Origin of the sequence: Segatella copri, assembly GCF_026015295.1 — a bacterium.
Classification (GTDB): domain Bacteria; phylum Bacteroidota; class Bacteroidia; order Bacteroidales; family Bacteroidaceae; genus Prevotella; species Prevotella copri_C.
The window spans coordinates 2,000,088-2,016,941 of record NZ_JAPDUW010000001.1 but is presented as its reverse complement, the minus strand read 5'-3'; the positions used below and the strand labels follow the sequence as shown (position 1 = coordinate 2,016,941).

At 46.6% G+C, this 16,854-nt stretch carries 13 protein-coding genes and 2 pseudogenes; 5 read left to right on the top strand and 10 right to left on the bottom strand.

The window, feature by feature from the left end; genetic code table 11:
* Positions 1 to 33: 33 nt before the first annotated feature.
* Positions 34 to 1,047, bottom strand: coding sequence for an ATP-binding protein (locus ONT18_RS17330; RefSeq protein WP_264906837.1), 1,014 nt, complete (start codon positions 1,045 to 1,047; stop codon positions 34 to 36).
* Positions 1,048 to 1,112: 65 nt separating this feature from the next.
* Here ONT18_RS17330 and ONT18_RS08595 point away from each other — a divergent pair, with 65 nt between their 5' ends.
* A complete protein-coding gene (locus ONT18_RS08595) occupies positions 1,113 to 2,318 on the top strand; it encodes an IS256 family transposase (protein WP_264904962.1) in 1,206 nt (401 codons plus the stop codon).
* A 62-nt stretch (positions 2,319 to 2,380) separates the two neighbouring features.
* Here the strand turns inward: ONT18_RS08595 and ONT18_RS08590 are convergent, their stop codons facing one another.
* The 3 genes from ONT18_RS08590 to alaS form a co-directional block, all read right to left on the bottom strand.
* Positions 2,381 to 2,614 carry an AAA family ATPase gene (locus ONT18_RS08590; protein ID WP_264904960.1) on the bottom strand — a complete coding sequence of 78 codons (234 nt, stop codon included), beginning with the start codon at positions 2,612 to 2,614 and terminating at the stop codon, positions 2,381 to 2,383.
* A gap of 137 nt (positions 2,615 to 2,751) precedes the next feature.
* Entirely contained in the window at positions 2,752 to 3,261 is a 510-nt protein-coding gene (locus ONT18_RS08585) for a gamma carbonic anhydrase family protein (protein WP_144153801.1), read from the bottom strand.
* Positions 3,262 to 3,438: 177 nt separating this feature from the next.
* Complete coding sequence (gene alaS / locus ONT18_RS08580) at positions 3,439 to 6,102, bottom strand: alanine--tRNA ligase (RefSeq protein ID WP_264904958.1); 2,664 nt, start codon at positions 6,100 to 6,102, stop codon at positions 3,439 to 3,441.
* A gap of 177 nt (positions 6,103 to 6,279) precedes the next feature.
* Here alaS and ONT18_RS08575 point away from each other — a divergent pair, with 177 nt between their 5' ends.
* The gene (locus ONT18_RS08575) at positions 6,280 to 6,627 is read left to right on the top strand and encodes a MerR family transcriptional regulator (protein WP_022121419.1); all 348 of its coding nucleotides are present in this window, start codon (positions 6,280 to 6,282) and stop codon (positions 6,625 to 6,627) included.
* Positions 6,628 to 6,692: 65 nt separating this feature from the next.
* Here ONT18_RS08575 and ONT18_RS08570 read toward each other — a convergent pair whose 3' ends face one another.
* The 6 genes from ONT18_RS08570 to ONT18_RS08545 all read right to left on the bottom strand — a co-directional run bounded on the left by ONT18_RS08570 (position 6,693) and on the right by ONT18_RS08545 (position 14,082).
* The gene (locus ONT18_RS08570; RefSeq protein WP_264904956.1) at positions 6,693 to 7,682 is read right to left on the bottom strand and encodes a pectinesterase family protein; all 990 of its coding nucleotides are present in this window, start codon (positions 7,680 to 7,682) and stop codon (positions 6,693 to 6,695) included.
* A gap of 137 nt (positions 7,683 to 7,819) precedes the next feature.
* On the bottom strand, positions 7,820 to 10,105 hold the full coding sequence (locus ONT18_RS08565; protein WP_218459866.1) for a RelA/SpoT family protein: 2,286 nt from the start codon (positions 10,103 to 10,105) through the stop codon (positions 7,820 to 7,822).
* 65 nt (positions 10,106 to 10,170) lie between these two features.
* The gene (locus ONT18_RS08560) at positions 10,171 to 11,526 is read right to left on the bottom strand and encodes a lytic transglycosylase domain-containing protein (RefSeq protein ID WP_264904952.1); all 1,356 of its coding nucleotides are present in this window, start codon (positions 11,524 to 11,526) and stop codon (positions 10,171 to 10,173) included.
* Between the two features lie 80 nt (positions 11,527 to 11,606).
* Positions 11,607 to 12,293 (bottom strand): DUF5683 domain-containing protein, encoded by a 687-nt coding sequence (locus tag ONT18_RS08555; protein WP_264906836.1) that lies wholly within the window; start codon positions 12,291 to 12,293, stop codon positions 11,607 to 11,609.
* A 56-nt stretch (positions 12,294 to 12,349) separates the two neighbouring features.
* On the bottom strand, positions 12,350 to 13,261 hold the full coding sequence (locus tag ONT18_RS08550; protein WP_022121424.1) for a ParB/RepB/Spo0J family partition protein: 912 nt from the start codon (positions 13,259 to 13,261) through the stop codon (positions 12,350 to 12,352).
* A gap of 56 nt (positions 13,262 to 13,317) precedes the next feature.
* Positions 13,318 to 14,082 carry a ParA family protein gene (locus tag ONT18_RS08545; protein WP_117586026.1) on the bottom strand — a complete coding sequence of 255 codons (765 nt, stop codon included), beginning with the start codon at positions 14,080 to 14,082 and terminating at the stop codon, positions 13,318 to 13,320.
* Positions 14,083 to 14,182: 100 nt separating this feature from the next.
* Here ONT18_RS08545 and surE point away from each other — a divergent pair, with 100 nt between their 5' ends.
* The 3 genes and pseudogenes from surE to ONT18_RS08530 all read left to right on the top strand — a co-directional run.
* A complete protein-coding gene (surE, locus tag ONT18_RS08540) occupies positions 14,183 to 14,947 on the top strand; it encodes a 5'/3'-nucleotidase SurE (RefSeq protein WP_264904949.1) in 765 nt (254 codons plus the stop codon).
* Positions 14,944 to 16,086 (top strand): annotated as a pseudogene (lpxB, locus tag ONT18_RS08535) (lipid-A-disaccharide synthase); the annotation flags it as partial. The gene surE and the pseudogene lpxB, both read left to right, overlap by 4 nt.
* 389 nt (positions 16,087 to 16,475) lie before the next feature.
* Positions 16,476 to 16,649, top strand: a pseudogene (locus ONT18_RS08530) (cellulase family glycosylhydrolase); the annotation flags it as partial.
* Between the last annotated feature and the right edge of the window lie 205 nt (positions 16,650 to 16,854).

The window sequence follows — 16,854 nt, the reverse complement described above, 5'->3', positions numbered from 1 at the left end:
CACTGTGTGCCCAATCTGAGGAATTCCTGTTATTTATATTCCTTCAGTCAGGAACTTGCGAAGATGCAGGTGCGTGATGCCGTCATCATCATTTTTGGTGAGCAGAGGGGTCATGGAGATAACGTACTTCGGGTAGTTGTCCTTGATGGCACGGAGATTGCCAAACTCCCGTTCTCTGGTTGCATCGTCGGCTATGATATAGGAAGCTTGCACGTAGATGCGTTCGCCGCCTGGTTTGGTACATACAAAGTCGATTTCTCCAGCTTGCAGTTGTCCTACATAAACTTGATAGCCCAAGCGTATGAGATTCTGATAGATGATATTCTCTATCACTTTCTCAATGTCTCCTTCACGTGTTCCCCCGGCAATGGCATTTCTAATGCCGTTGTCTTCAAAATAAAACTTATCGTTGGTTTCAAAGATACGTTTGCCGTGGATGTCATAGCGGTTCACCTTGTGCAGGATATAGGCTTCACAAAGGAAGGATATGTAATTGGTGATAGCTGCCGAAGCAATGGATTCTCCTTGAGATTTCATATATTTGGAGATACTGTTGGCTGAGATGAGTTTACCTGTATTATCAGCAAGGAAACGCACCAGGTTCTCTAAGAATGGCACGTTTCTTATCTGGTTGCGCATGATGACATCCTTAAGCAAAACGGTATGGTAAATATCCATCTGGTATTCACGTGCATCATCCTCTTCAAGACCTATCTTTGCCAGACCAGGCAAACCGCCATACTGAATGTACAGAGCAAGTGCTTCGTCATTATCTGATAGTTGATGAAATTCCAGAAACTCGTTATAGCTCAGCGATTGGATATAGATTTCCTTATATCTGCCACCGATGAGTGTGCTCAGTTCATTGCTCAGCATGCGGGCATTGCTACCTGTGATGATAATGTCGGTGTTGGGTTCTGTGCGATAACTTCGGATGGATCGTTCAAATTCCTTGATGTCTTGTATCTCATCGATAAGGATATAGTTATGTTTATCGGACTGAAAGTGCTCTCCGATATAGTCGTTGAGATCCTGATAGGTCTGAATGTTGGAGAGTGTAAACTAAACTGTGTCAAGCTACAATAAAAGTAGTTTAACACAGTTTTTATATTATGGACAACTTAGAAATTGATTACAAGAAAGCAGCTCAGCAGTTGCGTAGTGGTGAAGCCTTATTTGGCAAGGACGGAGCATTAGCTCCATTGTTAGAGCGTATTCTCAACTCAGCTCTCGAAGGTGAGATGGACGCTCATTTAAGTGACGAGGAACGCTCTTCCGGCAACCGTCGTAATGGTAAGATGAGTAAGAAGGTTCAAACAAAATATGGTGAGGTCACTATAGAGACTCCTCGTGACCGAGACGGAACTTTCCAACCTGAGACCGTAAAGAAGCGTGAGACTATTCTTGCCAATGGCATGGCAGACCAGATTATTGAGATGTACGCCATGGGCACCAGCACACGTGACATCAGCAGCTACTTTGAGCGTGAGTTCAACACAACTCTATCAGCCGATACAATCAGCTCTATAACAGACCGTGTATTACCCGAAATCACCGCCTGGAAGTCTCGCATGCTCAATCCTGTATATGTCATTTGCTGGCTTGATGCTATCCATTATAAGGTAAAGGATGAGAATGGCAGAGCTGTCACACGAGCCATTTACAACATTCTTGGTATCAACAAGGAAGGCCAAAAAGAACTGTTAGGTATGTATGTGTCTAAGAGTGAAGGAGCTAACTTCTGGCTAGAAGTTCTTACGGATCTTCAGAACCGTGGTGTTCGAGACCTCTTGATTTGTTGTATTGATGGTCTCAAAGGCTTCCCAGATGCCATCCAAAGCGTATTTCCTGAGAGTTCTGTGCAGCTCTGTATTGTCCATCAGATACGCAATTCTATCAAGTATGTTGGCAGTAAGCATCAAAAGGAGTTTATCAAGGATTTAAGAACAGTATATGGTGCAGTAAACAAAGACTCCGCTGCTGCTAATTTAGACCTGTTAGAGTCTAAGTGGGGAGAGATGTACCCAATTGTCATCAAGTCATGGCGTGACAATTGGGAACGTCTGACAGAGTATTTCCAATATACTCCAGCCATCCGTAAACTCATTTATACGACCAATACGGTTGAGGGGTATCACAGACAGGTAAGAAAGGTCACAAAGACTAAAGGGGTCTTTCCTACGGATAATTCTTTGGAGAAGCTTGTGTACTTAGCTTACCGCAACATCCGTAAGAAATGGACTATGTCACTGGCAAATTGGGGACAAATTTCTCAACAATTGGCAATAAAATTTGGAGATAGATTTAAAATTATGTAACTTTGCAGCCGAAAAGGCTTCCCTGCTGGGGGCATGCCCCCAGCAGGGAGTGGGAATGAAAGTTAAGAACAAGCCTTGACACAGTTTAAATTACACCCCCGAATGTTGTCAAACTCTCTTTTCTCCTTATCTATAAAGATGATATTGTTGCTGTCATCTGCCTTCTTGCGGTCACGAATCATTTTCATCATGCAGCTTTTACCTACACGACGTTGACCTACTAATACGATGATGGTCTCCTTTCCAAGATACCTTTCTATCTTGTCGATATATGATTGACGAATAATAGTTGCCATATTTTTATCACTTATAAATGAAACTTTTTGCAAATATACGAAAAGTTTCACTTATAAGTGATAAAACTTATCTATTTTTAGTTTTTATAACTTATAGATGGTATCGTTTCAATGATATTAAATGCTCGTTGTAACAATTAATCTTCCTTAAGATACCAGTCTTTGATGTATCCGGAATAATGCTTGGCAAATTCTTCGGCTTGTCCAGGAGCGCAGACCTTTACTTTCCTGGCTGGAATACCCGCCCAAATCTCATGTGCAGGAACCTTGGTGCCATGGGTAACTACAGCACCTGCAGCAATGATAGCCCCTTCTCCAATGTCAGCCTTGTCAAGCACAGTGGCATTCATACCGATGAGAGCACCTTTTCTAACGGTAGCTCCATGAACGATGGCACCATGTCCCACTGATACATCATCCTCCAGAATGCAAGGCATCGTACCGGTTTGATGGATGCAGGCGCAATCCTGTACATTCACTCTGTTTCCACATCTGATGGCATCCACGTCAGAGCGCAATACCGCACTATACCAGATGCTGCAGTCATCACCAAGAATACAGTCGCCGGTCAGTACGGCATTCTCAGCGATAAAACAATTCTTTCCCCATTGAGGAGTCTTTCCCTCTACAGTCTTTATAATAGCCATATTAAATATGTATATGTTTTACAATTCGGGTGCAAAGGTAATAAAAATATTGAAATCATACGCAGCATTTTACAGAAAAAGGGTTGCAATCCTCGAAAAGATGGATTGCAACCCTTTATACCTTATTATATATAAGAGTTAAGATAACTCTATCATATATTCATTTGTGGAAGCTGATTACAGCTGAGCCAACTCTACAACCTTATCTACTGCAGCGCTCAAGCCGTCCTTGTTCTTACCGCCAGCCTGAGCATAGTGAGGCTGACCGCCACCGCCGCCCTGAATCAACTTGGCAGCTTCGCGAATCATCTTACCAGCGTTCAAACCATGATCCTTTACCATATCATCGCTGAACATCACGCTGAGCATTGGCTTGTCGTTATAAACAGAACCTACTACGCAGATCATGTTCTCTGGCAAAGCCTCGCGAACCTTGAATACCAAATCCTTGGCAGCTGCTGGCTCCATTGGTAATACGGCTGTAACAACCTTCACACCATTGATTTCTTTTGCATTCTCTACAAGCTTATCCTTGGCACGCTCTACAGCCTGAGCCTGGAACTTCTCAACATCCTTCTTCAAGGCATCGTGCTCGTCGATGTACTTTCTGATGACACCTTCGAGATCCTTGGCATTGTTGAACAAGCCCTTCAAGGCTACGATGGTATCCTGCAAGCCGTAGATAGCCTCCTCGCAAGCCTTGCCTGTCAAAGCCTCGATACGGCGGATGCCGGCTGCTACGCTGCTCTCAGAGATAATCTTGAAGAAACCAATCTTACCGGTGCTCTTGGCGTGAATACCACCACAGAACTCGGCTGATGGACCGAAGCGAACCACACGAACCTTGTCGCCATACTTCTCGCCGAAGAGGGCGATAGCACCAAGTTCCTTAGCCTCCTCGATAGGAGTATCGCGGTGCTCGTCCAGGGCGTAGTCGGCACGGATCATCTCGTTTACCATGTGCTCTACCTTGCGGAGCTCCTCATCTGTTACCTTCTGGAAGTGAGAGAAGTCGAAACGCAATGTATCCTTATCTACATAAGAACCCTTCTGCTCTACGTGCTCGCCCAAAACCTGCTTCAGGCAGTAGTCGAGCAAGTGGGTAGCTGTATGGTTGGCAGCGCTTCCCTCGCGGCTCTCGATATCAACGCAAGCCATGAAATCAGCGTTTACATCCTTTGGCAACTCCTTTACGATGTGGATGCTCTGGTTGTTCTCGCGCTTGGTGTCGATAACCTGGATGGTCTCATCCTCGCTTACGAGTACACCCTTGTCGCCAACCTGTCCACCCATCTCACCATAGAATGGAGTGTTGTCGAGTACCAACTCATAGAAAGAGTTCTTCTTCTGAGTCACCTTGCGGTAGCGCAGGATGTGGCACTCATATTCTGTATAGTCGTAACCTACGAAGTTCTGGTCGCCTTCCTTCAAAACCTCCCAGTCGCCGTTCTCTACGGCAGCAGCATTGCGGGCACGCTCTTTCTGCTTCTTCATCTCCTCGTCGAAGCCTGCAGCATCTACGGTGTAACCATTCTCACGGCAGATAAGCTCTGTCAGGTCGAGAGGGAAACCGTATGTATCGAAGAGGCGGAATGCGCTCACGCCGTCAAGCTGAGTCTCGCCATGAGCCTTGAGCTCGTCCATATCGCCATTGAGGAGGTTGATACCCTTCTCCAAGGTGCGGAGGAATGAATCCTCTTCCTCTTTCATCACGCGGGTGATGAGCTCCTGCTGAGCTGGCAACTCTGGGAAGGCTGCACCCATCTGCTCTACCAATACATTGACGAGCTTGTACATGAATGCTTGCTTCTGGCCGAGGAATGTGTAAGCGTAACGTACGGCACGGCGCAAGATGCGTCGGATTACGTAACCTGCCTTGGCGTTGCTTGGCAACTGACCATCGGCGATAGAGAAGGCTACGGCACGGAGGTGGTCGGCGCAAACACGCATAGCGATGTCAATCTTCTCCTGCTCATCCTTACCCTCGCCATTCTCACCTGTAGGAGTAGTGAAGCCATACTTCTTGCCAGAGATAGCCTCGATTTCCTTGATGATTGGCTGGAAGATATCTGTATCATAGTTAGAGTGCTTGTCCTGCAACATGCGAACCAAGCGCTCGAAGCCCATACCTGTATCGATAACGTGCATTGGGAGAGGTTCGAGAGAACCGTCAGCCTTGCGGTTGTACTGCATGAACACGATGTTCCAGATTTCGATGACCTGAGGGTTATCCTTGTTTACCAACTCACGGCCTGGCACCTGAGCCTTCTCCTCTGGAGTACGAGAATCCACGTGAATCTCTGAGCAAGGACCGCAAGGACCTGTTTCGCCCATCTCCCAGAAGTTGTCGTGCTTGTTACCGTTGATGATGTGGTCGGCTGGCACGTGCTTAGCCCAGTAACCTGCAGCCTCGTTGTCGCGTTCCAGACCTTCCTCCTTGCTACCCTCGAATACGGTAACGTAGAGATCGGCAGGGTTGAGTTTCAAAACTTCAGTAAGATACTCCCATGCCAAATCAATGGCACCCTCCTTAAAGTAGTCGCCGAAGCTCCAGTTACCGAGCATCTCGAACATGGTGTGGTGGTAAGTATCGTGACCCACCTCTTCGAGGTCGTTGTGCTTACCGCTTACACGGAGACATTTCTGAGTATCAACACGACGAACATCCTTGCCTGGGTCTTTCGTACCGAGGATGATGTCTTTCCACTGGTTCATACCAGCGTTTGTAAACATCAGCGTTGGGTCATCCTTGATAACCATAGGTGCTGATGGAACAATCTTGTGGCCTTTACCTTCGAAGAATTTCTTGAAGGATTCGCGCACTTCATTAGCTGTCATCATATCTTTTTTATATTTATCTTTAATTTCTTTTTCCTGTTTTGGAGAGGGGATTGAGAGTCCTCTCAGAAAATATTTTTGCCCTTTAGGGCATTTTCTTCCGAAAATCTTTGCAAAGATAAGAAGAATTGTTTAATTTTGCAACTAAATTAATTATTTTTGAAATTAAAGACGGAAAAAATGGCAATAATTCCAGATAAAACAACGAAATTGTACTATTCTATCAAGGAAGTAGGTGAAATGTTTGGTCTAAACGACTCTACGTTGAGATATTGGGAAAAGGAGTTTCCTTTTCTCAAACCGAAGGTTGCTGGCAATAAAGTGCGCCAGTATACCGATAAGGATATTGAGCAGGTAAGGCTCATCTACAACCTTATCAAGGTGAAGGGATTGAAGATTGCGGCTGCCCGTAAGTATCTGAACCAAAACAGAACGGGTGCCGAGAAATCTTCTGAAGTTCTCGACACCCTTATTTCTGTAAGAGACCAGCTCAAAGAACTCAAAAAGCAGCTCGATGGACTGGTTTAAGACTTTGAGCTTTGAACTTTGAGCTTTGAACTTTATGATTAGTTGAAAGGGTAGGGGATGGTGGTTTACCACGCTTCTTCGCCGAAAACCTTGGCGATAGTAACCTTGCCTGCCTCTTTCTTGCTCAGCTGATGGCTCCAGGCTACTCTGCCCTTGGTGGCGGCACCTGGACCATGGTTCTTGTACTCGCTATATTCTGTCGTTTCTTCGTTCTTAGAGTTGTTCCAGTTGTGCCAACCCTCAGGACGGATGTGGCTGCCCATCTCGCAATTCATGAAGAGAGTCTTGGCGAACGGACGCCAAGGACGACCCAGATATACTTTCTTTACACCATCGGCTGCTGTTAATCTGCACTTGTTGAACACATAGCCGTATTTCTGACCGGCTGGGCTTGATGCGGCTGTAATGTAGCTGTCGGCCTTGCTGTGAATCTCACAATTCTCAAACCATGCCAGGCTAGGACCGAAGATGAAATCGGTGGTACCCTCGATGTAGCAGTCGTAGAAGGCAATGCGAGAGCCTGCTCTGCCTGTATATACGGTGTCCTGATTTCCCAAGAGTCGGCAGTTCTGTACCAGAATATGGTCGCCTTCGATGTGGAGAGCCACTGCCTGTCCCAGTTTGGCGGCATTGTTCTCGATAGTGATATTCTTCAGCGTGATATAGTTGCCCTGCACCTTGAGGGTGTAAGTGCGGAAGGTGCCCATCTTCTTGCCTTTGGCTGCTGCCTCGGAGTCAAGACCGCCGATAGGCATCAGGATGTTGGCGTGGTCATCCCAGGTGATGATAGTCTGGTCACGGTCTTCACCGCAGATGGTGATGTTGGTGAGCCAGGTTGGGATGATGAGCTTCTCCTTGTAAACTCCCTTCTTTACATAGATTACCTTGGTGTAGTCCATGAAGGCGCGGCACACTTCGATGGCCTCGTCGATGGTGCGGAATTCGCCTGTTCCGTCACGGGATACTACCAGGGTATCTGGGTTGTCATACTTGTTGGCTGCTGCCAGAGGCAACAGGGTCAACATCATTAAAAATGATAAGAATAATTTTTTCATATTGTTTTTAAGTTTTTTGTTTTGAATCGATTTCTATAAAGATGTTGAAATCTGTATGATTTCATAGAGAATCGCCAAATTTTAAATCCGGCGATTCTCTATTATTTATCTTTTCTTTATTATCATAAACTCCTAAGTTACAGGATTCTCTGTACTTCCTGCAGATCATCAATATTTCGGAGTTGATTCATAATGGTTTTGACTTCTTCGCGGTCGTGAATACGGAGTTCGATTGTTCCGTCGAAGATGCCGTTATCACTACTGATTGTTATCTTGTGGATATTGATACCCAACTGGTCGCTAATCACCTTACTTACATCCAGCAGCATGCCCTTACGGTCGATACCCTTGATTTCGATGGTAGCATCGAAGAGTATCTGCTTGTGCATATCCCATTTGGCATCTACGATGCGGTTGCCGAAACTGGACTTCAGTTTGGCTGCTATGCTGCAAGAGCGCTTATGTATTTCGATGCGGTTCTTGTTGTCGATAAAGCCCATAACGTCATCGCCAGGAATCGCATGGCAGCAGCTAGGGAAGATAAACTGGTTGATGTTCTCCTCGGTCAGGATGAGTGGCTTCTTCTTGTTGAAGTCTTTGCCCACCACGAAAAGATCCTGAGGCTTCACGATGCCTTTTTCTTGAGCCTTCTCCTTGCTCTTGCCCAGGAATGGGATATAATTGCGCCAGCTGCTGGCCTGCTGTTTCTTAGGCTTGCCCTGCAACTCATCGAAATCTTTATCGCCCAGGATAATCTGATGGTCTCCCAATGACTGGAAGAGGGTTTCAGGCTTCTGGATATTATGAAAATCGCATAGGCGGTCTACCACCGACGCACTCATCTCAATGCTGTTCTTCTTGAGCCATTCGGTGAGTATGTTTTCTCCCTTCTTCTGAACCTCTCGTGAATCGCGGCGCAGGATGGCAAGAATCTTGCTCTTTGCCTTGGCTGAACTGACGAAGTTTACCCATTCTTCCTGTACATGCTGGCTCTTGGAAGTAAGAATCTCAACCTGGTCGCCACTTTGCAGCTTATGGCTCAGCGGAACCAGTTTATGGTTTACCTTGGCTCCAATGCAGTGGCTGCCCAGGAAGGTATGAATCTGGAAGGCGAAGTCGAGGGCAGTACAGCCTGCCGGCATCGTTTTGATTTCTCCCTTTGGTGTGAAGACGAAGATTTCTGAAGCATAGAGGTTCAGCTTGATGGCATCGAGGAAGTCCATGGCATCCGGCTGCGGATCGTCCAGAATCTCCTTGATGGTGCTGAGCCAGTCGTTCAGCTCGTTCTCATCTTCTGTATATTCACCTTCGTTTCCTTCTTTGTATTTCCAGTGGGCAGCAAACCCCTTTTCTGCTACCTCGTCCATACGGTCGGAACGGATCTGCACTTCTATCCATCTTCCCTGCTTACTCATCAGGGTAACGTGGAGTGCCTGATAACCGTTTGCTTTCGGATGGTTCAACCAGTCGCGCAGACGGTCTGGATGGCTCTTGTAGATTTTGCTGATGGCTACGTAGATATTGAAGCATTCGTTTACTTCGTTTGCTCTCACCTTTGGCGTAAAGATGATGCGCACAGCAAGAATGTCGTAAATCTCATCGAAGGTAACGTGCTTGTTCTGCATCTTGTTCCAAATAGAATAAGGGCTCTTCACACGTGCTTTAATCTTGTATTCTACGCCTAACTTGTCGAGTTCTTCGCGGATAGGTGCAGTAAAACTCTCGAAGAGGGTATCGCGCTGCGATTCGGTATCGGCAAGTTTATGCTCAATATTGGCATACTCCTGTGGATGGTCGTAGCGGAAACTGAGGTCTTCGAGTTCGGTCTTGATTTTGTTCAAGCCCAATCGGTTGGCGAGAGGTGCATAAATATACAAGGTTTCGCCCGCAATCTTGTATTGTTTGTTGGCCGGTTGCGATTCCAGCGTGCGCATGTTGTGCAGGCGGTCGCAAATCTTGATAAGGATAACACGGATGTCATCGCTCATAGTGAGCAACAGTTTTTTGAAGTTTTCTGCCTGTGCTGATGCCTTATCGCCGAAGATTCCACCACTGATTTTGGTGAGTCCATCAACGATTTGTGCCACCTTGGCTCCAAAGATGTTTGAGATATCTTCTACTGTGTAGTCGGTATCTTCTACCACATCATGAAGCAGTGCGGCACAGATGCTCGTTGAGCCGAGCCCCATCTCCTCGCAGGCTATCTGAGCCACGGCGATAGGGTGCATGATATATGGTTCGCCCGAAAGGCGGCGCACACCTTTGTGCGCCTGTCGGGCGAAGTTGAATGCCTTGGTCACTATATCTACCTTCTTGCGGTGTCGCGAACTCAGGTAGGTGTCAAGCAGGTGTTGAAAGGCATCGCCAATCAACTGGTTGTCAGCCTGCTCTCTTTCGAGGTCTTTCAAGTTCTGGTCATCCATAGTGGGTCCCTCCAATAAATAATGTTCTTAATTAGACTGAAAAAACTACAGCGGACGTAGTTCTTTTATTTCACTTTGATTTTCTTTCCGGCACGGATACTGTTACCCTTGATGCCGTTCAGTTTGCGCAGTTTCTTAACGGTTGTTCCGTGGCGTGCTGCTATTTCAGAAAGGGTATCACCATTCTTGATGGTTACACTCTTGTTGCCTTGTTTTCTGTTTCTGCCTCGCTTGCTCTTCTTGCTGCGTGAAGAAGAGCTGTGGCGACTGTAGCTGCTTCGTGGGCGGCTATAGGTAGGTTGTGCATCGTTGACATCTACTGTAGCGCGCTTCAGGAAGAGTTCATCGGCTCTGTAAGCACAGATGCTGTCCTGCTGGTCGATGAAACTACCGATGAGGGTAGATGGAAGACGCAATACCATCGGATGGTTCAATCCGTTGATGATATCATGACGATACTGTGGATTCAGATTGCGCAGGTGCTCGATGTTGATGTTCAGCACTTTGGAAATCTGCTCCAGGTGGATATCTTTTGATACTACGATAGTGTCTGTCTTTACTGGCAGTTCGCTTACCATAGGGCAGATGTTATGATCGCAGTAGTAGTTCATGATGTAGTTGGCAGCGATGAAAGCTGGTACATATCCACGTGTTTCCTTTGGCAGATATGGATAGATGTTCCAGTAGTCGGCGTTGCCTTTTGCACGATGGATGGCCTTGTTGACATTGGTTGGACCGCAGTTGTAAGCTGCAATCACGAGGCTCCAATCGTCGAATATTTTGTACAGGTCGCTCAGATAGTGAGCGGCTGCATAGGATGCTTTTACCGGGTCGCGGCGTTCATCGATGAGTGAGTTTACTTCCAGTCCATATCGCTTGCCGGTAGGCAGCATAAACTGCCATAAACCTGTGGCACCAACGCGTGATACAGCTTTAGGGTTGAGTGCCGATTCAATAACTGGCAGATATTTCAGTTCCAGTGGCAGGTTGTAAGCCTCTAATGCCTCTTCGAAGATAGGCATGTAGAAGTTACTTGCTCCCAACATGAAACTTACCGAACGGCGTAGTTTGCCGCTGTATCGGTCTATGAATTTCTGTACTACCTCATTGTATGGCATTTCGATGATGGTAGGCATTCTCTTCAGACGGTCGATATACACTTCCTTCTCGAAGACAGGGTTTACATCGCGGTATTTGCAGGTTGTATCTGCCATCATGTAAGTCTGTGCATTGTAAAGGTGGAGCAGGCTGTCGAGGTTATCTTCCATTCCCTCTGGTACTTCGATTTCCTCTTGCTTTCCGTCTTTGTCGGTAACGGTGATGATATCATCGCTATCTGTTTCTTCTGTAACGTCGGTTTGGGCATGAATGCCTTGTAAGCTGAACAGCATCGCTGCTGCCATGACTAGTATTTTCTTCATATTGATGTTTTATCTCGTCTATGTTTCTAATTTCTATTTTGCGTTATAATATATATAGGTGTATTCTAACTCCTCACGCATTAAAATGTGAGTGAGCAACTTACGCCGAGGCTTCCAGACCGCAATGGATTGGCAGTCTTGTTGCCGTTATTCAGCATGGTAGGCTCTATTCTGAGCGAGAGATCATCGGAGATGTCAAATTCCGAGAGCGATGCATCTACGTAGGCATCAATCACTGAGAAGGCATAGATGCCTATCATGACGAAGGTTCCCAAGTCTCTCCAACGGCGATATTTATCTTTTCGCTTGCGGAAGATTTCCTTATAGCGTTCTATGTTCGATTCGTTGATCTGGGCGCCCAAGTGCAGAAACTGATTGTAGCTCTGGGTGTTGGGGTCATCGTCCATAATATCCATGTAGGCTTGCGAATAGTCGTGATACATCTGGTTGTTCCAGGTGATGGCGTATGTACAGCCTACGAAACCGCCATAGATGAAAGGCAGTTTCCAATATTTGCGATTGTATATCTGTCCGGCACCAGGTAATACAAGTGCCAACCACATGGCACGCTTGGTATCAGGTCGCCAAGTTGCCCAGTTGCGCTTTTTGCGTACAGGCTTTGTTGGTTGGGTGAGGCTTGCCAGTTTGCTGCTGTCTTGTGCGGTAAGCATCGAGTCTATGGCTATTTTTGCCGAGTCGGCTGATGCAATGGTTGGCACATCGGTCACTTGTTTTTTTTGTTTCGACTTCTGTGCCTGTGCGCCCATCGGTGCCAGAAGCAGCAGGGTTGCCAAACAGATTTGTGATATACTGAGTTTCACTTTTATTCTTGCTTTAACTGATCGAAAACATTCATGATGTGCTCCAGCTCCTCTTCGTTGGCGAATGGAATGCTGATTTTTCCCTTGCCCTTAGCAGAGCAGGTGAACTGCACTTTGGTATTGAGGAACTGTGACAGGCGGTTTTTGAGTTGTGTAAATTCCTCAGGCATCTGAGCCTTAGCCGTGATGGTTTTCTTACCGCTCTCGATGTCTTCTCCGCTCTTGAGTCGCTGTACCATCTCTTCAACCTTTCTTACTGAGTAGCCGTTCTTCTGTATCTCCTTGAACAACTTGATTTGCAGCGAAGGTGAGTCGAGGGCCAGTAGGGCACGGCAATGACCCATGTCGATTTCTTTCTTCTGTAGTGCCATCTGCACCTGGGCAGGAAGTTTGAGCAGTCGCAGATAGTTGGCGATAGCTGCACGGCTCTTGCCCACACGTTCTGAAATTTTCTCCTGTGTCATACCCTCGTTTTCCAGAAGGTGTTCGTAGGCGAGTGCTATTTCTATGGCGTTGAGGTCTTGGCGCTGGATATTCTCTACGAGCGCCATTTCCATTACGTTCTCATCGCTGATGGTGCGGATGTATGCAGGGATAGCTGTCAGCCCCGCAAGTTGTGAAGCGCGCCAGCGGCGTTCACCGGCGATAATCTGGAATCTGTTTTCTGAAACCTGTCTTAAGGTGATAGGCTGGATGATGCCTATGGCCTTGATGCTTTCGGCGAGCTCATGTAGGGCTTCGTCGTCAAACTCCCGGCGTGGCTGATTGGGATTCGCCTCAATCTGGTCGAGAGGAATTTCATTGATGGTACTGCTGCCCTGGGTGCGCACTCCCTCGGTAGAGATGAGGGCATCGAGTCCGCGTCCTAAAGCGTTGCTCTTTGTACCGTTGTTGTATTTCTTGTGTACTGCCATTTTTTTACTTTTAATTTTGAACATTGAACTTTCTAAAAGGGTTCAATTTCCAAATCTTAACTATTCTTGTTGATAATCTCCTTTGCCAAGGCCAGATGGTTCTTGGCTCCATTGCTTTCTGCATCGTAAAGGATAACTGGGAGACCATGGCTCGGACTCTCGCTCAGCTTCACGTTGCGCTGGATTACGGTCTTGAACACCAATTCCTGGAAGTGGCGTTTCACCTCGTCGTATATCTGGTTGGCAAGGCGTAGACGACTATCATACATGGTGAGCAGGAAACCTTCTATCTCGAGTTTCGGATTCAGCTTGCTCTTGATGATCTTGATGGTGTTGAGTAATTTGCTGATACCTTCAAGAGCGAAATATTCACATTGAACTGGGATGATGACGCTGTCGGCAGCCGTCAACGAATTGACGGTGATGAGGCCGAGCGAAGGCGAACAGTCTATCAGGATGTAGTCGTATTCGTCACGGATAGGCTGCAGTAATGTCTTAATCACCTTTTCGCGATTTTTGAGATTCAGCATCTCTATCTCGGCACCTACCAGGTCGATATGACTAGGAATGATGTCGAGTCCATCAATGTCGGTGGTGTAGATGGCATCGCGCACGTCTGCATGGTCGATGATGCATTCGTAGAGCGAGCAGTCTACCTCGCTGATGTCCACGCCCAATCCACTGGAAGCGTTTGCCTGTGGGTCGGCGTCCACTACGAGTACAGTTTTCTCTAGCGTGGCAAGCGATGCTGCCAAGTTAATGGTGGTAGTAGTCTTTCCTACACCGCCTTTTTGGTTAGCTAATGCGATGATTTTTCCCATTTTCTTAGTAAATTTTCGGCAAAGATACAAAAATATTGTGAGAAAGTCGCTATCTTTAAAGGTTTTTTCGTACTTTTGCACCAAAAAGAAAGATATTTTTATGGAAAATAAGAAACCGTTAGTATTAATTTCGAATGATGATGGCTATCATGCCAATGGAATCAAGACCCTGGTGAACTTTCTGAAAGACTGGTGCGACCTGCTGGTTGTAGCACCGGAAAGTGCCCGTTCGGGATTCGCCTGTGCCTTCTCGGCTACTACTCCCTTGCGCTTGAAGCGTCGCCACAATATGGGGAATGATGTGGAGGTTTGGTCATGTAGCGGCACACCGGTTGACTGTGTGAAACTGGCGTTGGATCAGTTTCTTGCTGATCGCAAGCCTGATCTGATTATCGGCGGTATCAATCATGGTGACAATTCGAGCGTGAATAATCATTATTCGGGAACTATGGGTGTAGCTAAGGAGGGCTGTATGCAGCATATTCCAAGCATAGCCTTCAGCAGTTGCAATTATGATGAAAATGCTGATCTCACTCCTTTGCACGATGGGGTACTGAAGGTTGTTAAGATGGTGCTGGAGAAGGGATTGCCAGAATATACCTGTCTGAATGTTAACTTCCCGGCTTTGCCTCCGTTCAAGGGTTTCATGGGTTGCCGGATGACTCATGGCTCCTGGATCAACGAGGTGGATCATCGCACTCATCCGCATGGATATGATTATTATTGGATGGTGGGTGAATACCGTAATGACGAACCGGAGGCAACGGATACCGACCAGTGGGCTGTGAATCATGGTTACATCGCTATTACCCCAACTAAGATTGATGTAACGGATTATGATTGGTTAAAGAATTTTGAATTATGAAGTATTACCTGATAGTAGGCGAGGCTAGTGGAGATTTGCATGCCAGCAGATTGATGCGCTCGTTGAAAAAAATAGACGAGTTTGCTGAATTTCGTTTCTTCGGCGGTGATTTGATGGCTGCTGAAGGTGGCACTCGCGTCAAGCATTTTAAGGAGTTGGCTTATATGGGTTTTGTGCCTGTACTGCTACATTTGGGTACCATCTTTTCGAACCTGAAGAGATGCAAGGAAGATATTGTGAAATGGAAGCCGGATGTAGTGATACTGGTAGATTATCCGGGATTTAATCTCAAGATAGCTAAGTTCTTGAAAAAGAACACCAATATCCCTGCCTATTATTACATTTCTCCTAAGATATGGGCATGGAAGGAGTGGCGGATTCGCAGCATTAAACGTGATATCGCTGAACTCTTTTCAATCTTGCCATTCGAGGTGCCGTTCTTCGAAAAGAAGCACCGTTATCCTATTCACTATGTAGGTAATCCTACGGCTCAGGAAGTAGGGGAGTTCAGGTCGGGATATCATCAGAGTTTTACGGAATTCTGTCAGGAGAATAATCTTGACACTTATCGCCCTGTTATCGCTTTGCTGGCAGGAAGCCGTCTGCAGGAAATCAAAGACAATCTGCCGGCGATGATTGAGGTGGCTGAGCGTTTTGAAGATTATCAGATGGTACTTGCCGGTGCTCCTTCGATAGACGATGCTTACTATGAGAAGTTTATCAAAGGTACACCTGTCAAACTGGTGCGTAACAAGACTTATCCGCTCTTGTCGCATGCTACGGCAGCTCTTGTTACCAGTGGTACTGCAACTTTAGAGACGGCTCTTTTTGATGTGCCTCAGGTGGTATGTTATGAAACGCCTGTACCTCATCTCATCCGTTTCGGTTTCAAGCATATCATCAAGGTGAAGTTTATCTCGCTGGTGAATCTTATCGCCAATAAGGAGATTGTGCCGGAGATGCTTGCCGACCGCTTTTCGGTTGATGGTATTGCCAACGAACTTTATCAGATTCTTCCGGGAGAACCTGGCAGGGATAAAATGTTGGCAGAATATCAGGAAGTTCGAACTCAGTTAGGCGATAAGGTTGCGCCGGATGAGGCTGCGGGCATCATGTTTGATCTTCTGGTTAAGCGTAGGGAAATGCTTCTCCGTATGGCTCGTGAGCGTGCTGAAGCTGAAGCCAAAGCTGCAGCTGAGGCTGCAGAACGTGCGCGCCAGAAGGCGATAGCTGAAGCCGAGGCTGCTAAGAAACGTGCCGAAGAGGAAGCTTTGGCGGCGCAGAAGCGAGCAGAAGAAGAGGCTGAACTGGCAAGAATAAGAGCAGAAAAAGCCCGACTGGCGGCTGAGGCTAAGGCACGTGAGGCTCAGCAGCGTGCAACCCAAGCACAGTATGAGGCGCAGGAAGCCCAGAAGGGTGAACGCTTTGAAGAAGAACAGGAAAAAGGTGAAATGTTTTGATAAAAAGCAATCTCTTTCAGTTCTGTGGCGGATATCAATCCGCTGCAGAACTGCTGACTAAGGCAGATTTGAAGGTATACGCTAAAACCATCATCACGGAAATCAGAAAGTATGATCCGGATAATATCATCCTGATGGGCTGTCCGCATTGGGACCAGGATATTGATATCGTGGCAAAGAGCCCTATCGAGGGTGTGGAGGATGTGATGTATACCCTTCATTTCTATGCAGCCACCCATAAAGATTACAGATGATCTCATCAAGCCATGGGGCAAGATGGTGAAGCAGGCACTGAAGAAATATAACAGATAACAGCATAGTTTATCGCAAGTACTTTCGTAAGCCAACGAAGCTACTTGTGTTTTTTATGGTGATATGAAAAAAAAGGCAGGGGTTCTCTTTGAGGAATCCCTGCCTTTCTTTGTGCTTGGTCAAACTGCAGGTTTG